Origin of the sequence: Clostridium sp. cel8, from assembly GCF_014050525.1 — a bacterium.
Taxonomy (GTDB): domain Bacteria; phylum Bacillota; class Clostridia; order Clostridiales; family Clostridiaceae; genus Clostridium_B.
Window position 1 is genome coordinate 54153 of the sequence record NZ_JACGAG010000002.1, and the last position, 13670, is coordinate 67822.

The 13670-nt window shown below is 27.9% G+C and carries 16 protein-coding genes and 1 pseudogene; 7 read left to right on the top strand and 10 right to left on the bottom strand.

The genetic code is table 11. The annotated features are described in order from the left end of the window. Positions 1-17: 17 nt before the first annotated feature. The 5 genes and pseudogenes from H2684_RS02395 to H2684_RS02410 form a co-directional block, all read right to left on the bottom strand. A pseudogene (locus tag H2684_RS02395) lies at positions 18-1345 on the bottom strand (ethanolamine ammonia-lyase reactivating factor EutA). Positions 1346-1534: 189 nt separating this feature from the next. Further along, the gene (locus H2684_RS12305) at positions 1535-1975 is read right to left on the bottom strand and encodes a sensor histidine kinase (protein WP_243159262.1); all 441 of its coding nucleotides are present in this window, start codon (positions 1973-1975) and stop codon (positions 1535-1537) included. A gap of 2 nt (positions 1976-1977) precedes the next feature. Further along, positions 1978-2868 (bottom strand): histidine kinase N-terminal domain-containing protein, encoded by an 891-nt coding sequence (locus H2684_RS02400; RefSeq protein ID WP_243159263.1) that lies wholly within the window; start codon positions 2866-2868, stop codon positions 1978-1980. 1 nt (position 2869) lies between these two features. Continuing rightward, positions 2870-3451 (bottom strand): response regulator, encoded by a 582-nt coding sequence (locus tag H2684_RS02405; protein ID WP_182087769.1) that lies wholly within the window; start codon positions 3449-3451, stop codon positions 2870-2872. 172 nt (positions 3452-3623) lie between these two features. Further along, entirely contained in the window at positions 3624-4514 is an 891-nt protein-coding gene (locus H2684_RS02410) for a LysR substrate-binding domain-containing protein (protein WP_182087770.1), read from the bottom strand. Positions 4515-4664: 150 nt separating this feature from the next. Between H2684_RS02410 and H2684_RS02415 the strand changes: the two genes are divergently transcribed. From H2684_RS02415 to H2684_RS02430, 4 genes are all read left to right on the top strand, one after another. Then, complete coding sequence (locus tag H2684_RS02415) at positions 4665-5675, top strand: YeiH family protein (RefSeq protein ID WP_182087771.1); 1011 nt, start codon at positions 4665-4667, stop codon at positions 5673-5675. A gap of 161 nt (positions 5676-5836) precedes the next feature. Further along, positions 5837-6115 (top strand): metalloregulator ArsR/SmtB family transcription factor, encoded by a 279-nt coding sequence (locus H2684_RS02420; RefSeq protein ID WP_182088042.1) that lies wholly within the window; start codon positions 5837-5839, stop codon positions 6113-6115. 61 nt (positions 6116-6176) lie between these two features. Beyond that, positions 6177-8660, top strand: a complete 2484-nt coding sequence (locus tag H2684_RS02425; protein WP_182087772.1) for a CoA-disulfide reductase — start codon at positions 6177-6179, stop codon at positions 8658-8660. Positions 8661-8689: 29 nt separating this feature from the next. Then, positions 8690-9025 (top strand): rhodanese-like domain-containing protein, encoded by a 336-nt coding sequence (locus tag H2684_RS02430; RefSeq protein WP_182087773.1) that lies wholly within the window; start codon positions 8690-8692, stop codon positions 9023-9025. A gap of 80 nt (positions 9026-9105) precedes the next feature. On the opposite strand, the gene H2684_RS02435 is transcribed toward H2684_RS02430, so the two are convergent. From H2684_RS02435 to H2684_RS02445, 3 genes are all read right to left on the bottom strand, one after another. After that, the gene (locus H2684_RS02435; protein ID WP_182087774.1) at positions 9106-9672 is read right to left on the bottom strand and encodes a UbiX family flavin prenyltransferase; all 567 of its coding nucleotides are present in this window, start codon (positions 9670-9672) and stop codon (positions 9106-9108) included. Between the two features lie 265 nt (positions 9673-9937). Next, on the bottom strand, positions 9938-10171 hold the full coding sequence (locus tag H2684_RS02440; RefSeq protein ID WP_182087775.1) for a non-oxidative hydroxyarylic acid decarboxylases subunit D: 234 nt from the start codon (positions 10169-10171) through the stop codon (positions 9938-9940). Then, positions 10172-10660, bottom strand: a complete 489-nt coding sequence (locus H2684_RS02445; RefSeq protein ID WP_347707508.1) for a hypothetical protein — start codon at positions 10658-10660, stop codon at positions 10172-10174. It lies immediately after the preceding gene. Between the two features lie 100 nt (positions 10661-10760). Between H2684_RS02445 and H2684_RS02450 the strand changes: the two genes are divergently transcribed. Further along, positions 10761-11072 (top strand): methyl-accepting chemotaxis protein, encoded by a 312-nt coding sequence (locus tag H2684_RS02450; protein ID WP_347707512.1) that lies wholly within the window; start codon positions 10761-10763, stop codon positions 11070-11072. A gap of 54 nt (positions 11073-11126) precedes the next feature. Here the strand turns inward: H2684_RS02450 and H2684_RS02455 are convergent, their stop codons facing one another. Then, complete coding sequence (locus H2684_RS02455) at positions 11127-11804, bottom strand: DUF3298 and DUF4163 domain-containing protein (RefSeq protein ID WP_182087776.1); 678 nt, start codon at positions 11802-11804, stop codon at positions 11127-11129. A gap of 222 nt (positions 11805-12026) precedes the next feature. Between H2684_RS02455 and H2684_RS02460 the strand changes: the two genes are divergently transcribed. Both H2684_RS02460 and H2684_RS02465 read left to right on the top strand, forming a co-directional pair. Beyond that, a complete protein-coding gene (locus H2684_RS02460; protein ID WP_182087777.1) occupies positions 12027-12596 on the top strand; it encodes an accessory gene regulator B family protein in 570 nt (189 codons plus the stop codon). A gap of 1 nt (position 12597) precedes the next feature. After that, complete coding sequence (locus tag H2684_RS02465) at positions 12598-12735, top strand: cyclic lactone autoinducer peptide (protein WP_182087778.1); 138 nt, start codon at positions 12598-12600, stop codon at positions 12733-12735. Here the strand turns inward: H2684_RS02465 and H2684_RS02470 are convergent. Continuing rightward, on the bottom strand, positions 12727-13353 hold the full coding sequence (locus tag H2684_RS02470; protein ID WP_182087779.1) for a GHKL domain-containing protein: 627 nt from the start codon (positions 13351-13353) through the stop codon (positions 12727-12729). The genes H2684_RS02465 and H2684_RS02470 overlap by 9 nt on opposite strands. Positions 13354-13670 lie beyond the last annotated feature (317 nt).

The following is a 13670-nucleotide window of genomic DNA, read 5'->3' on the forward strand; positions in this document are numbered from 1 at the left end:
CCTCCTATAATTTTATATCAATTATTGAATATCAAAGTTTTTACAACAACTGGTACCACATCCAAAACTGGTTTTCCAATGTCAATATAATCGCCATTTTCAGTTGAAATTCCATCCAAACATATAACTTTTCTATTAAATTTAGTTTTTATTTTTATTGATTGTCCAAGTGCCTTTGCAAAATCATTTTCCGCAATAATTATAATTGGGGAATTTTTCAAAGATTGAGAACATTCCACTATTAGCTTGGCCATTTCATCTATATCACTATACTTTGGACTTTTAGGACCTTTAAAAGCCAGTGCAGCTATAGAGTTATCATAAACTTTAATTCTTTTAGATACATATTCATAAATATTTTTTACATTTTTAAACATACTATCTTTTATTTTTATAATAGGTATATTTTTTATTGGAAGTATATCCTTATCAAAATTCACTGTACTTCCACTTAACTTTATAGAATGATTCCCTGCTCCTATTACTGTAGCCCTTATCTTTTCTTTCGCTTTGACAAGTTTATAATTTCCTTTTTCAAAAATATTTTTTATACACTCACCTAAAATAGGTCCTATATCTTTGTATTTTAAAATATCTTCCATTGAATTAAATTTACTATTGCTATATACAAATTCTGCAACTCCTCCAGAAAAGGTAAATATTTTTGACCTCAACTGTTTATTTTTGTGTTGAATAAAAAGTTCCTCTTCAATTTTAGATAAATGTTCATTATTTGCAATTTTCAAAATAATTTGTGCAAATTCCTCCGAAAGCTTATATAAATCATCTATATAAGGTTTATATCCAACAGTTATGTTTAAATTAAGCTTTTGTATTATGTTTTTTATTTTCTCAGATATATAAGTTACATTTCCACTATTGTCAAACTGTATAAGCCTCCTCCTATATCAAAATTTATAACTTTTTCACAAGTGTTTTTAGATAGTTCCCTAGCTCCTGAACCAAAACCTGCAAGTATTGACTCCAAATCGGCACCGGCAGTTGCTACTACAAAATCTCCAGCAAAATCTGATAAAACATTCAAAACTCTTTTTGCATTTTCTTTCCTTGCGGTTTCTCCTGTTATTATTATTGCACCTGTTGATACCTGATCTTTTCCTATACCTGCTCTATTATATTCTTCAGATATGATTTGTTTTAATTTTTCTAAATTTATAACATTTCTAGATATAAGCGGTGTAAAATAAATTTTACTTCTATATACTATATTCTTATTTACTATCTCAACTTTTGGTACAAGAAAAGAACTTGCTGTATTTTTGAGTATTATCTTGCTAAATACAATTTGTGTAGTAGTTGTACCAATATCAATTCCTACACTCAATATCTCGTTCTTTACTATTTGGCATACCTCCTTTTAAAATTTTTGTTTAATATAAAAACAAAAAGAAGCCTAAAATATTTAATATAATATTTCAAGCTTCATTGCTTACATAATATAAAATTTTAAGTAAATTATAAAACTTCAACGAAATGCCCCATTGCATTTCATTTATAATTTATATATAGTTTATCATATTACAATACTCAAACCCAAACTTTCATTTTGAATTGAATTTACATCAAATCCATCCCCACTATCTATAACAGATATATTTGAATACATAATCCCTTTCTTTACGATTATATCTATAGTACCCTTGTCTTTATTTACAAATGCATGCTGCAATGAATTTTCAAGAAGTTCATTCAACACTATAGCTATAGACGTAGCTTTCTCAGAATCAATATAAAAGCTATCTCCAGTTAAATTTATATCTATATGACCTCTGCTACACTGTACAAAATTTCTAAATACATTATCCTTAATTTTACAAAGCATTGTTTTTATATCTACATTATCAATTCCATTTTTGGCCAATATTTCATGTGTTATTGCTATACTCAGTATCCTCCCTATACTATCATTGAAGGCTTTCTTAGCTTCGCAATCATTTATTCTTCTTGACTGCAATCTTAAATACTTGCTATGGTCTGAAGATTGTTTTTAACTCTATGATGTATTTCCCTTATAGCTACAGATTTTAAAATAAGCTGTTTTTCTTTTTCCTTTATATCTGTTATATCTTTAATAAGCATAACAACTCCATGTATACTGCTATCTTTTTTAAGAACCGCATATTTTATTTGCAGAGAAAATTTCCCTATGCAAACTTCATATGAAAGATAATTATTTTTCTCCATGATTTCATAAAAATTTATCTTGCTTAAAGCAAGGTTATTAAATTTCATTCCTATTATACTGTCCTTGTATCCTAATTTTGTATATATATTCTTAGCAATTCGATTTGCATATGTTGAAATTCCACATTTATCAAATATAATTATGCCATCATTTATCAAATTGAAATCAACTGAATTTGACAATTCTACATTTTTTAAATTCATAAGTGTTTCACTTAATTGTTCTGTTGTTTCAGATAGTATTTCCATATTTCTATTTTTGTTTATATCATCTGTTACATCTTTTTCCATTATAAGTACTCCTATTACTTTATCCGCATTATTTTTAATAGGTACTGTATTTTGCCTTACAACAACATTTTCCTGTGTAATTGCCTTTAAATCCGATGTTCCCATTCCTACTTTAAGAGTTCTAAGTGCCGCTGGTTCATTTTTCATTAGGGCAAATTTTCCTACAACAGAGTTCTTATATAGTGATATTGAGTTTAAAGGTTTTGCTTCTGAAACAACAATTGCAACATCCTGCTCTCTAGTTAAACAGTCAATAAAAATATCCGCCTTGACTAAATTAGATATAATTTGTAGATGCTTTTCTACTTCTTTCAATATTTTTATATCTGAGTAAGATAGATTTGTATAGGCCCTGCACAGTTTTTCAAGCATATTAATCTACTCTCCTATAACGATCTATTAAATTGCGTGAAGTCTGTAAAATAGTACATTGCCTATCCATACTAAGTTTTCTTATTTTTTTATAAGCTTCATCTTCTTTTATAGAATACTTATCCATAAGCATTTCTTTGGCTCTGTGTATTATCTTTATATTTTCTACTTCCTGCTTTGCAACAACTGCACTGTTTTTTATATTTTTTATTTCCCTACTCTTTGCAATAGCAATCTCAATTTGAGGAATCAGATTCCTTTCATCTATTGGTTTCACAATATATCCAATAGCGCCGAATTCCTTAACTTTATCCAAAAACTCCCTGCCGCTATAAGCTGTAAGCATAATCACCCCATCTGAAAGTTCTTCTTTTGTTATGATTTTGGCGGCCTGTATTCCATCTAATTTAGGCATTTTTATATCCATAATAACTAAATCGGGTTTATTTATCCAACATAACTCTACAGCTTCAAGTCCATTAGACGCCTTCCCAACCACATCATATCCAGAAGATATCAACATTTCAGAAATATCCATTCTAGTAATAGGTTCATCTTCAGCAAGAACTATTTTACCCTTCATATTAAAATTCTCCTTTCAATTTAATATAAATGCCAATAAATAAGAATATGATAAAATTATAAATATACTTATGAATTATTTATAATTTTATCATAAAACATCTGCTTATTACTATAATTTAATAATTTTTTATAAATTTTAATATGAAACATAAAATCAATACAAAATTTTTCTATTGATACTTATTAATATTTTCCATGCAAAATTCTATAAATGAATTCATGAACTCCTCTTCCCTTAAATATACAAAGTTAAACTCTCTTAATATATTTACACCCTTTATTTTTACTTCTCTTATAGTATTTTGTTCTAACTCCTTTTTAATTGTTTCCCTTGAAATAATTGAATAACCTAAATTTGATTCTATAAGCAGCTTAATTGCACTTATGCTTCCTATTTCCATATATCCATTTGAATTATTTAAATTATATCCAATTTTCATAAGTTTATCTTCAAGTATTTTTCTAGTACCTGACCCTTTCTCCCTCAAAATAAGATCTCCAGATAAAATCTCCTCTATATCAACTTGTTTTTTTCTTGCAAAATCACTTTCTGGCGAAACTGCTAGTACGAGTTCGTCATCTTTCAATTTTTTAAATTTAAATTTATTCTTATCAAACATTCCTTCTACTAGTGCAAAGTCAAGTTTTCCGCTTAACAATTTTTCTAAAATTTCTTCAGTATTATTTACCTGAAGTAAAATATGTATATTAGGATACATCCTTTTATACTTCGCAATCACTTGTGGCAGCACATATCCTCCAATAGTTTTGCTAGCACCTACATTATAGGTTCTAATAATTCCCGATTTATTCTTTAATCTCATTTTAACAGCACTATATAATGATTCTATCTCCTCTGCATATTTAAGCAAAATTAATCCCTCTTCAGTTAGTTCAAATTCTCTTCCATTTCTTTTAATAAGATGTACTCCATATTCATCTTCAAGATATTTAATATGTTGGGATACTGCTGGTTGTGTTATATTCAATATTTCTGCCGACTTTGTATAATTTTTAGTTTTTGCAACAGTTATAAATGTAAGTAATTTAATATCAAGCAAACATTAACACCTCAGACATAATAAAGATTTATATATTTATAAGACTATATAAGTTACACTTATACTAATATAAAAATATATAATTTGATTTTGAGTTTATCTATGGTTATCATTATATCATGAAATAATCAATAGGAAAGGAGCATTAATATGAATTGGCTTAAAATACACATAAGCGGACTTGCATTAACATTTTTTATAGCTTTAGTTTCAGTATTTCTCGGAAACTTATTTCCAATAATAGGAGGTGCTGTATTTGCTATTTTAATTGGGATTATAATTAACAATATATTTGGTAGACCATTATCTGCTGTACCTGGAATAAGATTTACATCAAAAAAAATTCTTCAATGGGCCATAGTTGCACTAGGATGCGGATTGAACTTAAGTGAAATATTTAAAACCGGAAGTGATTCATTGTACATATTGGTATTTACACTTTCTGCCGCGTTTTTAACAGCGCATATTTTTGGAAAATTACTGAAAATTGATTCTAATCTGAAATCATTAATTGGAGTTGGAACTGCAATTTGTGGAGGATCTGCAATAGCATCAATTTCTCCTATTATAGAAGCTTCTGATACAGAAGTTGCATATTCTATATCTACAATATTTCTATTTAACGTAATTGCAATTTTTATATTTCCAATTCTTGGACATCTTCTTAATTTTTCTGATAAGGCCTTCGGTCTTTTAGCAGGAACTGCTATAAATGATACTTCTTCAGTAGTAGCTGCAGGATATGCCTTTAGCAATGCTGCAGGTTCATATGCTACTATAGTAAAACTTACAAGAACAACTATGATAATACCTGTATCAATTGTATTTACAATTATAATGTCATTAAAAAAGAAACGTACTGCTATTAAAAATAATAATTCTGTAAATTATAATTTTAAAAGCATATTTCCATGGTTTATATTGTGGTTTATAGGTTTTTCAGTTCTAAACACCCTTGGAGTATTTAATAAAAGCATAATAAATTTTACGAATATTCTTGCAAAATTTCTAATTGTAATGGCACTTTCTGCAGTTGGCCTAAGTTCAAATTTTAAAGAAATGACCAAATCAGGAGTTAAACCAATATTTCTAGGTCTCATTGTATGGTTTACTGTAACTGTTGTTAGTATAGCTGTACAAATATTAAATGGACAAGTATAACTACAAATATCACAAAAGACACAGAAACTATTTTCTGTGTCTTTTTATTTTTAAGTTAATATTTTCACATTATCATTGACTTTTATATCTATATATCGTAATATATAGATATAACGATATATAAAATACACCTGAGAAAAAGGAGACTCACTATGGATGGTATAGATAAAAATTTTAAAAAATACAGCCAAAAAGCTGAAATTTTAAAAGCATTAGCACATCCAGTAAGGTTGTGCATTGTAAGAGGCCTTATTGAAAAGGGAAAGTGCAATGTAAATTATATGCAAAGTTGTCTTGATATTCCTCAATCTACATTATCACAGCATATTCAAAAATTAAGAACAGCTGGAATTATAGAAGGAAAACGAAATGGACTTGAAATTAATTATAGCGTATCAAATCAAATGGTAGTTAGATTGATTAAAGTTTTATTCGATTAAGTAACAAGGAAAATTTCTATTTTGTAATATACAAATTTAATTAAAATTAAGGAGGATTATAATGAATAAAAAAGTATTAATAATAGGTGGTGTAGCTGGAGGTGCTTCCGCTGCTGCAAGACTTAGACGATTAGATGAAAATGCAGAAATAATAATGTTTGAAAAAGGTAACTACATTTCTTTTGCAAATTGTGGATTGCCTTATTATATAGGCGAAACAATAAAAGAAAGAGAAAAACTTATAGTACAAACTCCTGAAAGCATGAATGAAAGATTTAATATAGATATAAGAATAAATAGTGAAGTTACAGGTATTGACGTTGACAAAAAAATAGTAACAGTAAATAGCAAAGACAGAGGAATATATGAAGAAAGCTATGATTATATAGTGCTATCTCCAGGTTCGAGGGCAATAAGACCGAATATTCCTGGTATAGACAGCAATAAAATTTTCACTTTGAGAAACATTCCAGATACCGATAGGATAAAATCTTTTGTAGATAAAAATAATATAAAAAATGCCCTTGTTATAGGTGGCGGTTATGTAGGAGTGGAAATGGTTGAAAACTTAAAAGAAAGAGGACTAAATGTCACATTAGTTGAAGCTGCTCCACACATTCTTGCTCCATTTGATTCTGATATAGTAGTCAATGCAGAAAAAGAGCTTGTAGACAACAATGTAAATCTTATACTTTCTGATGGAGTAAAATCTTTTGAAGACAAAGGAGAAAATATAGAAGTTACTTTAAACAGCGATAAAAAAATACTATCAGATATTGTAATATTGGCAATTGGAGTAACTCCAGATACAGATTTTATAAAAGATAGTAAAATAAATCTTGGAGCAAAAGGTCATATACTAGTTAATGAAAAAATGCAAACAAATATAGAAAATATATATGCTGTAGGAGATGCAGTTGAAATAGTTGACTTTGTAAATAAGAAAAATACTGCTATACCTCTTGCTGGTCCTGCAAATAAACAAGGAAGAATAGCTGCAGATAATATAGCAGGATTGAATTCAACCTATAAAGGTACACAAGGTAGTGCAATAATTAAAATCTTCGATCTAACTGCAGCAAGTACAGGAAATAATGAGAGAACCTTAGATAAATTGAATATACCTCATAAAGCTATATATGTTCATCCTGTTTCCCATGCATCTTACTATCCTGGAGCATTTCCTCTAACATTAAAATTAATATTTAATGACAAAGGGACAATTCTTGGTGCACAAGCTATTGGCTATGAAGGAGTAGATAAAAGAATTGATGTAATTGCTACCACAATGAGACTTGGTGGTACTGTATTCGATCTTACTGAGCTTGAACTTTGCTATGCTCCACCTTTTTCCTCTGCAAAAGATCCCGTAAATATGGCTGGATTTGTTGCTGAAAATGTTATATCTGGGAAAATGGATATTGTCACTCCTAAAGAGTTCTCAAACTATGATAAAAGCAATGTAACACTACTTGATGTGCGTACTGATATTGAATTTAATAACGGACACATTGATGGTGCATTAAATATTCCTGTAGATAATCTAAGAGAAAGACTTGGTGAACTCGACAAAAATAAAGAAATTATTGAATACTGCCAAGTTGGACAAAGAGGCTATATCGCAGCTAGAATACTCTCACAAAATGGATTCAAAGTAAAAAATATTACCGGAGGATACAAAAGTATGTCTATACTAAACTTTTCTCCAGATAAGCCTCAAAAAATGGATTCTAATCCTTCTAATGATGGTTCAGAAATGGATTCAAAATCAAATGGATCCAAAACTAATTCAGGCACACTGAAATATGATAAAACACTTGATGCATGTGGGCTTTGTTGTCCTGGACCACTTATGCAAGTAAAGTCTGCAGTAGATGACTTAAAAGATGGAGAAACTTTAAAAGTAACCGCATCAGATCCAGGATTCTATGAAGACATAAAATCTTGGTGTAAAAACACAAATAATGAACTTTTAAAATTAAACAAGGATAAAGGAAATATTACTGCTTTTATTAGAAAAAAAGTAGAGAATAATTCTATTTTACAAAGACACATACAAGATATTCCAAATGTAAAAGACAATAAAACTCTAATTGTATTTAGTGGAGATCTTGACAAAGCCATAGCTTCTTTCATCATAGCAAACGGAGCTGTTTCAATGGGTAAAAAAGTAACTATGTTCTTTACTTTCTGGGGACTTAATATTTTAAGAAAACCTGAAAAACAATCTATTAAAAAGAGTTTTATTGATTCAATGTTTGGATTTATGATGCCTCGTGGAACTAAAAAACTAAAATTATCTAAAATGAATATGATGGGAATAGGTCCTAAAATGATAAGAAAAGTTATGAAAAATAAAAATATAACTTCTCTTGAAGATTTAATTAAATCAGCTATTGACAGTGGTGTAGATATAGTTGCGTGTCAAATGTCTATGGATGTTATGGGAATAAAAAAAGAAGAACTTATAGATGGTGTAAGAGTAGGTGGAGTTGGTTATTATCTTGGAAAAGCTGAAGACTCAAATGTAAATCTATTTATATAACTAAAACTATTAAATCGGGAGGTAGACACATGGGACTTTTAGATTTATTCATTAAACAATCAAATAAACTATCATCAGAAGAATTAAAGAAAATGATGGAAGGTTCAACTTCTGTAAAATTAATTGATGTGAGAACAAAAGAAGAATATGCAGAAGGTCATATACCAAATAGCATAAATATACCTCTTCAGGATTTCAAGGATTCTATAAAAAAAATGAACTTGCCATTAGATACACATATTGTAGTGTACTGTGCAAGTGGCATAAGATCAAGGCAAGCTTATAATATACTAAATAAATTAGGATTTAAATCAATATGGAATTTTGGTGGGATTAATAATTGGAAATATAAACTTAAATACTAACTTTTATAACAATGTGGCTGACATACTAGTTTCTTAGTATGTCAGTTCTATTATTATCTTTATAAATATACTTCTCAATATTATACCAACTTTTTGACCCATCTTTGTGCAAAGTTACAATGAATTTTAAATTGATCAAGTACTTTCATTATATGATGATTCACAATATCATCAATTGTAGATGGATTATTATAAAACGCAGGCATAGGTGGAAGCATTTTAATTCCCATTTTTGAAAGTTTTAACATGTTTTCTAAATGTATAGAACTAAGTGGAGTTTCTCTAGGACATAAAATCAGTTTTCTTCCTTCTTTAATCATAACACTAGCTGCTCTAGAAATTAAATTGTCATCAAAGCCATTTGCAATTGAACTTAAAGTTTTCATACTACAAGGCAAAATAACCATACCATCAGTAAAAAATGATCCACTAGATATACTTGCACCTAAATCCTTATAATCATATACATACTCTGCTAAATTATATAGATACTCAATTGAATAATTTGTTTCTATCCTTATATTTTCTTTTCCCCATTCACTTATAACAAGATGGACATTTACATTCTCAATATCATTTAAAGCTTCCATAAGTTTTATTCCATATATAACTCCTGTAGCACCTGTAATCCCAACCACAATTTCCATATTATTTCCTCCAATATATATAAATTCATCATTTAACTCCTAATTTTACACATAATTCTCCTATCATTTTTAGTGATAAATCTTTTATCTGAATTATTTCCTGCTTTGTTATATTATCAAAGTGTATACCGCAGCATACTAAAAAATTACCACTATATGCTCTTTTCCTCCAGTTAAAATTATACACAAGTCTTTTCCCATTTGCACTGCTTTCATATTAAGTTCTATTCTGTTAATTTTTTCATTTATCTCTATCATTTAAAATTTAATCCTCATTATCAATGATATCTGGGATTGGAGGCATCACTTGAAGGGACTGTATTTTTTCTCTATTTATTTTAAATCTTTTATCGTACTTATTCGGATCTTTTATGTATTCATCTTCTGTAGATCTCCATGAAAAATAGCAATCCTCACATATATATACTTCCCATGCATTATCCTTAGGTGCCTTAGTCATTAATTTAACATTTTCAGAATCACATCTTGGACAAATCATCTATTTATTCCTCCTTGAGTTTTTAAGTATATTTTTCATATAACTTAACCAATAATCGGATTTCGAAGGCGTATCCAATGTGTTCACATCCATACTTTTATCTGGATATACTGGTGTAGTTGCGTCAATAATAAGCTTTGTATTCATTCCTGGTGGATCAGATGAAGGGTCAAGTGGAATTCCCGGTGAATTTGGAATAAGAACTACATCTTTATCAGGTCTAACTCTTGTAGTTAAAGCCCACATTACCTGTTCAAGATTAAAAGGATCTACAGTTTCATCAACTACAACAACTATCTTTGAATATGGCATGCCATGGGGAGTTGATATTAGTCTCATTGCCACAGACTTTCCATAACCACCAAATCTTGATTTAGTAGAAATAATAACTCCCATCCCATGAGTATACATAGCATTTACTGCTGAAACCTCTGGAAAATCTTTCTTTAACTGTCTATATAAAGGCAAACTCGTATTTAAACCTACCAAATAGTCAACCTCAGTCCAAGGTACCCCTATATATAAATTTTCAAAACAGATTATAAAACATATTGAAAATACTCATAAAATATTAGATTTTATAAATAATATTTCACGAAATACAAAACTATTAGGACTAAACGCTGCTATAGAAGCTGCACGAGCTGGTGAATATGGCACAAGTTTTTCAGTTGTCGCAAGCCAAATTCAGAAAATGTCACAAGAAAGTTCTGAAGCTGTAACAAGCATAAAAAATCTTTTAGTTAACATAAATAATCTTGTATCAAATTTAGAAAAACGTGTTAATGAAACTACAGATATATCTAATATTCAAGCTTCAGCTACACAGGAAATTGCTGCCTCTGCAGAAGAATTAAACGCCTGTACAGCTAACATATCTGAAATAGCAAAAATATTATAATCAGTTATAAAGGTCACCTTAACAGATGACCTTTATAACTTTAAATATTTATATTTATTTTTTTATAAGCTTATTTATAGGACTCATAGGTCCAATAATATTTTCTATTTTTTCATAGGGAATACTTATTTTGAAAATTCCATAATAATATGGTGTATATTCGTATATCTGGTAAAATAGTACAAGTGAATTATCAGTAAGATAATATTCTTGATTATCTACTACACCTTTATATTCATTAATAAGCTGAATATTATTTTCTTCAATGTACTCTTTTGCAAGATTATTTATAATCTCTACATAATTTATCTTTGGATTGAATAATTCATTAAATGTATATATGTGTCCTGTAGTTGTATTTACAGTTATAGCGGAATACTTTGTAAATCCATGAGCCGCTTTATACACATAAGTTGCCATATTAAAAAGTATACTAAGCACTTGATTTTTATTAACCATTGTTTCGTAGTTTCCAATTACATCTGTAAAATTTACAACTGCAGGTATAAGAACTTGATCTTTAAAAAGTTTACTTACACAAGTTGTGATACTATCATTTATCTTTTTTATAGACTCTTTATCTTTTACGTTTTTTATTACTGGATATGATATGCTAAATTTATCAGGTATTAACTTTTGCTCTTCTAAATATAAATTTTCACAATTACTTCTTGTAAAATTAAAATTGTGACTCACATGACTCCATGTACATGGATAATTAAAATAAATCAATTTTTACTCCCCATTATACTATTTTTTATATGATTATAATATTTTATATGCACTATATTTGTGCATTCTTTTAAATCTATTAATTTTAAAATCATATAAAAATAAATATAAAAAGTATTTTTTGTAAGACACATTCCTTTTATGTTTGCTTTTTTCCCTTTTATGTATAAATCATTTACATAAATATTTAATTATGATATATATAAAACATAGGTGATTCAAATGTTAAAAAGTTTTGCAGATAAGTTTACATTATATATAAAAGAAAACAGTTACATAACCAATCCAGAAGATATTGAAAAGATAAACTATTCATTGCAGATTATTTTAAATGAAACTTTTAAGATTGTAATATTATTAATACTATTTTCAATTATTGGAAAATTAAATTACTTTTTGTTTTCCTTAGCAATATTACTTTCAACAAGGACTTTTTCAGGAGGATATCATAGCAATTCAACATTGAGTTGTCTATTTTCTACAACTATTTTCTTCTTATGTACTTCAATACTTGCTCCTTTAGTTCCTAAGTTTAATATTGAGGTTTATTATATCCTTGCTGTAATTAGCATAACCACATTTTTACTTAAAAGTCCTTGCAAAAACAAGCTAAGACCTACAAAAAATAAAAAGAGAATTTTGCATTTTAAAATAATCTCAACTTGTCTTACATCTTTTTGGATGATTATTCTGTTATTCTTTATTCATAATAGTTCATATGTAAACTGTGGATTTTTAACAATTTTAATTCAATTGCCTCAACTAATATATTTAAAGAGAGAAGGTATCTAAAATGAAAAATAAGTTTAATAAGAAATTAATTTTAACACAATGTGGATTTTTTCTATCAGCTTTTGCTGTTCTTGTAAGTAATTCTTATTCACTTTTCCTATTTGGAGAACCTAAACCACCTAAAAGTCTTTTAAAGTAATATTCTAAAGCATATTACATTATCTTCTAAAGATAGCTGAATCCTTCCTTCATTGGACTCAACTATCTTTTTAGTATTATAAAGACCATATCCTCTATCTTTACCCTTCTTTGTGGAAAATCCTCTTTTAAACATATTTCTTAAGACACTATTATCTATTGAATCAATAGTATTTTTAACCTCAATAACATTTTTTTCTCCATCTTTGTATATATCTAATATAACAATCTTACGTTCTTTGTCCATTACAGCTTCAAATGCATTATTAAGCATATTTGTTATTACTTCAGATAACTCATAATCCTGGATTTTCCAATCTGATAGTTCATTTGACACATTGTACGAAAACTTAATCCTACGAGTCTTTGCTTCTCTTAATTTAATATATATAATAGATCTTAAAATAATATTATCTATATAAGCTACCTTTTCTATATCTTGAATAAAATTGTTCAATGATTTTATATATTTTAATAAATTATCCTTTAATTCGTTTCCATCTAATACCTGTACCATACCACTTATAGCATTTAAATGGTTTTTAAACTCATGCTGTCTTTGTCTTATCTCTTCAGTAACATCTTTAATTATAGGAATGTATTTATTATTTACTTCCATTGCTTTATTCTTCTCATTTATCTTTACAATATAGTGAGATAAAAATAAATTTAATATAAATATAGTTATTAATATACATGTAAATATAGTTATATTATTTAACAATAACTTTTTGTCATATTCCCAAAATACCTTATATATTATTATGTATAAAATTAAATTTATAACTATGTAATTTATAACTATATAATTTATTTTTCTTATAAATTTAAATATATTATTAGGCATAAAAAAATACACAATCATACACAAAATACATAGAATTATACCTTCAACTATGCCAAATGAACTTTTATTAAAATTAAATCCAAGAAACT

Coding starts and splice junctions, on each gene's coding strand:
- H2684_RS02400 (WP_243159263.1), bottom strand. CDS start 2,868: ATGCTTGAAAAACTGTGCAGGGCCTATACAAATCTATCTTACTCAGAT.
- H2684_RS02425 (WP_182087772.1), top strand. CDS start 6,177: ATGAATAAAAAAGTATTAATAATAGGTGGTGTAGCTGGAGGTGCTTCC.
- H2684_RS02460 (WP_182087777.1), top strand. CDS start 12,027: ATGTTAAAAAGTTTTGCAGATAAGTTTACATTATATATAAAAGAAAAC.
- H2684_RS02415 (WP_182087771.1), top strand. CDS start 4,665: ATGAATTGGCTTAAAATACACATAAGCGGACTTGCATTAACATTTTTT.
- H2684_RS02470 (WP_182087779.1), bottom strand. CDS start 13,353: ATGGAAGTAAATAATAAATACATTCCTATAATTAAAGATGTTACTGAA.
- H2684_RS02405 (WP_182087769.1), bottom strand. CDS start 3,451: ATGAAGGGTAAAATAGTTCTTGCTGAAGATGAACCTATTACTAGAATG.
- H2684_RS02435 (WP_182087774.1), bottom strand. CDS start 9,672: ATGGAAATTGTGGTTGGGATTACAGGTGCTACAGGAGTTATATATGGA.
- H2684_RS02465 (WP_182087778.1), top strand. CDS start 12,598: ATGAAAAATAAGTTTAATAAGAAATTAATTTTAACACAATGTGGATTT.
- H2684_RS02430 (WP_182087773.1), top strand. CDS start 8,690: ATGGGACTTTTAGATTTATTCATTAAACAATCAAATAAACTATCATCA.
- H2684_RS02440 (WP_182087775.1), bottom strand. CDS start 10,171: ATGATTTGTCCAAGATGTGATTCTGAAAATGTTAAATTAATGACTAAG.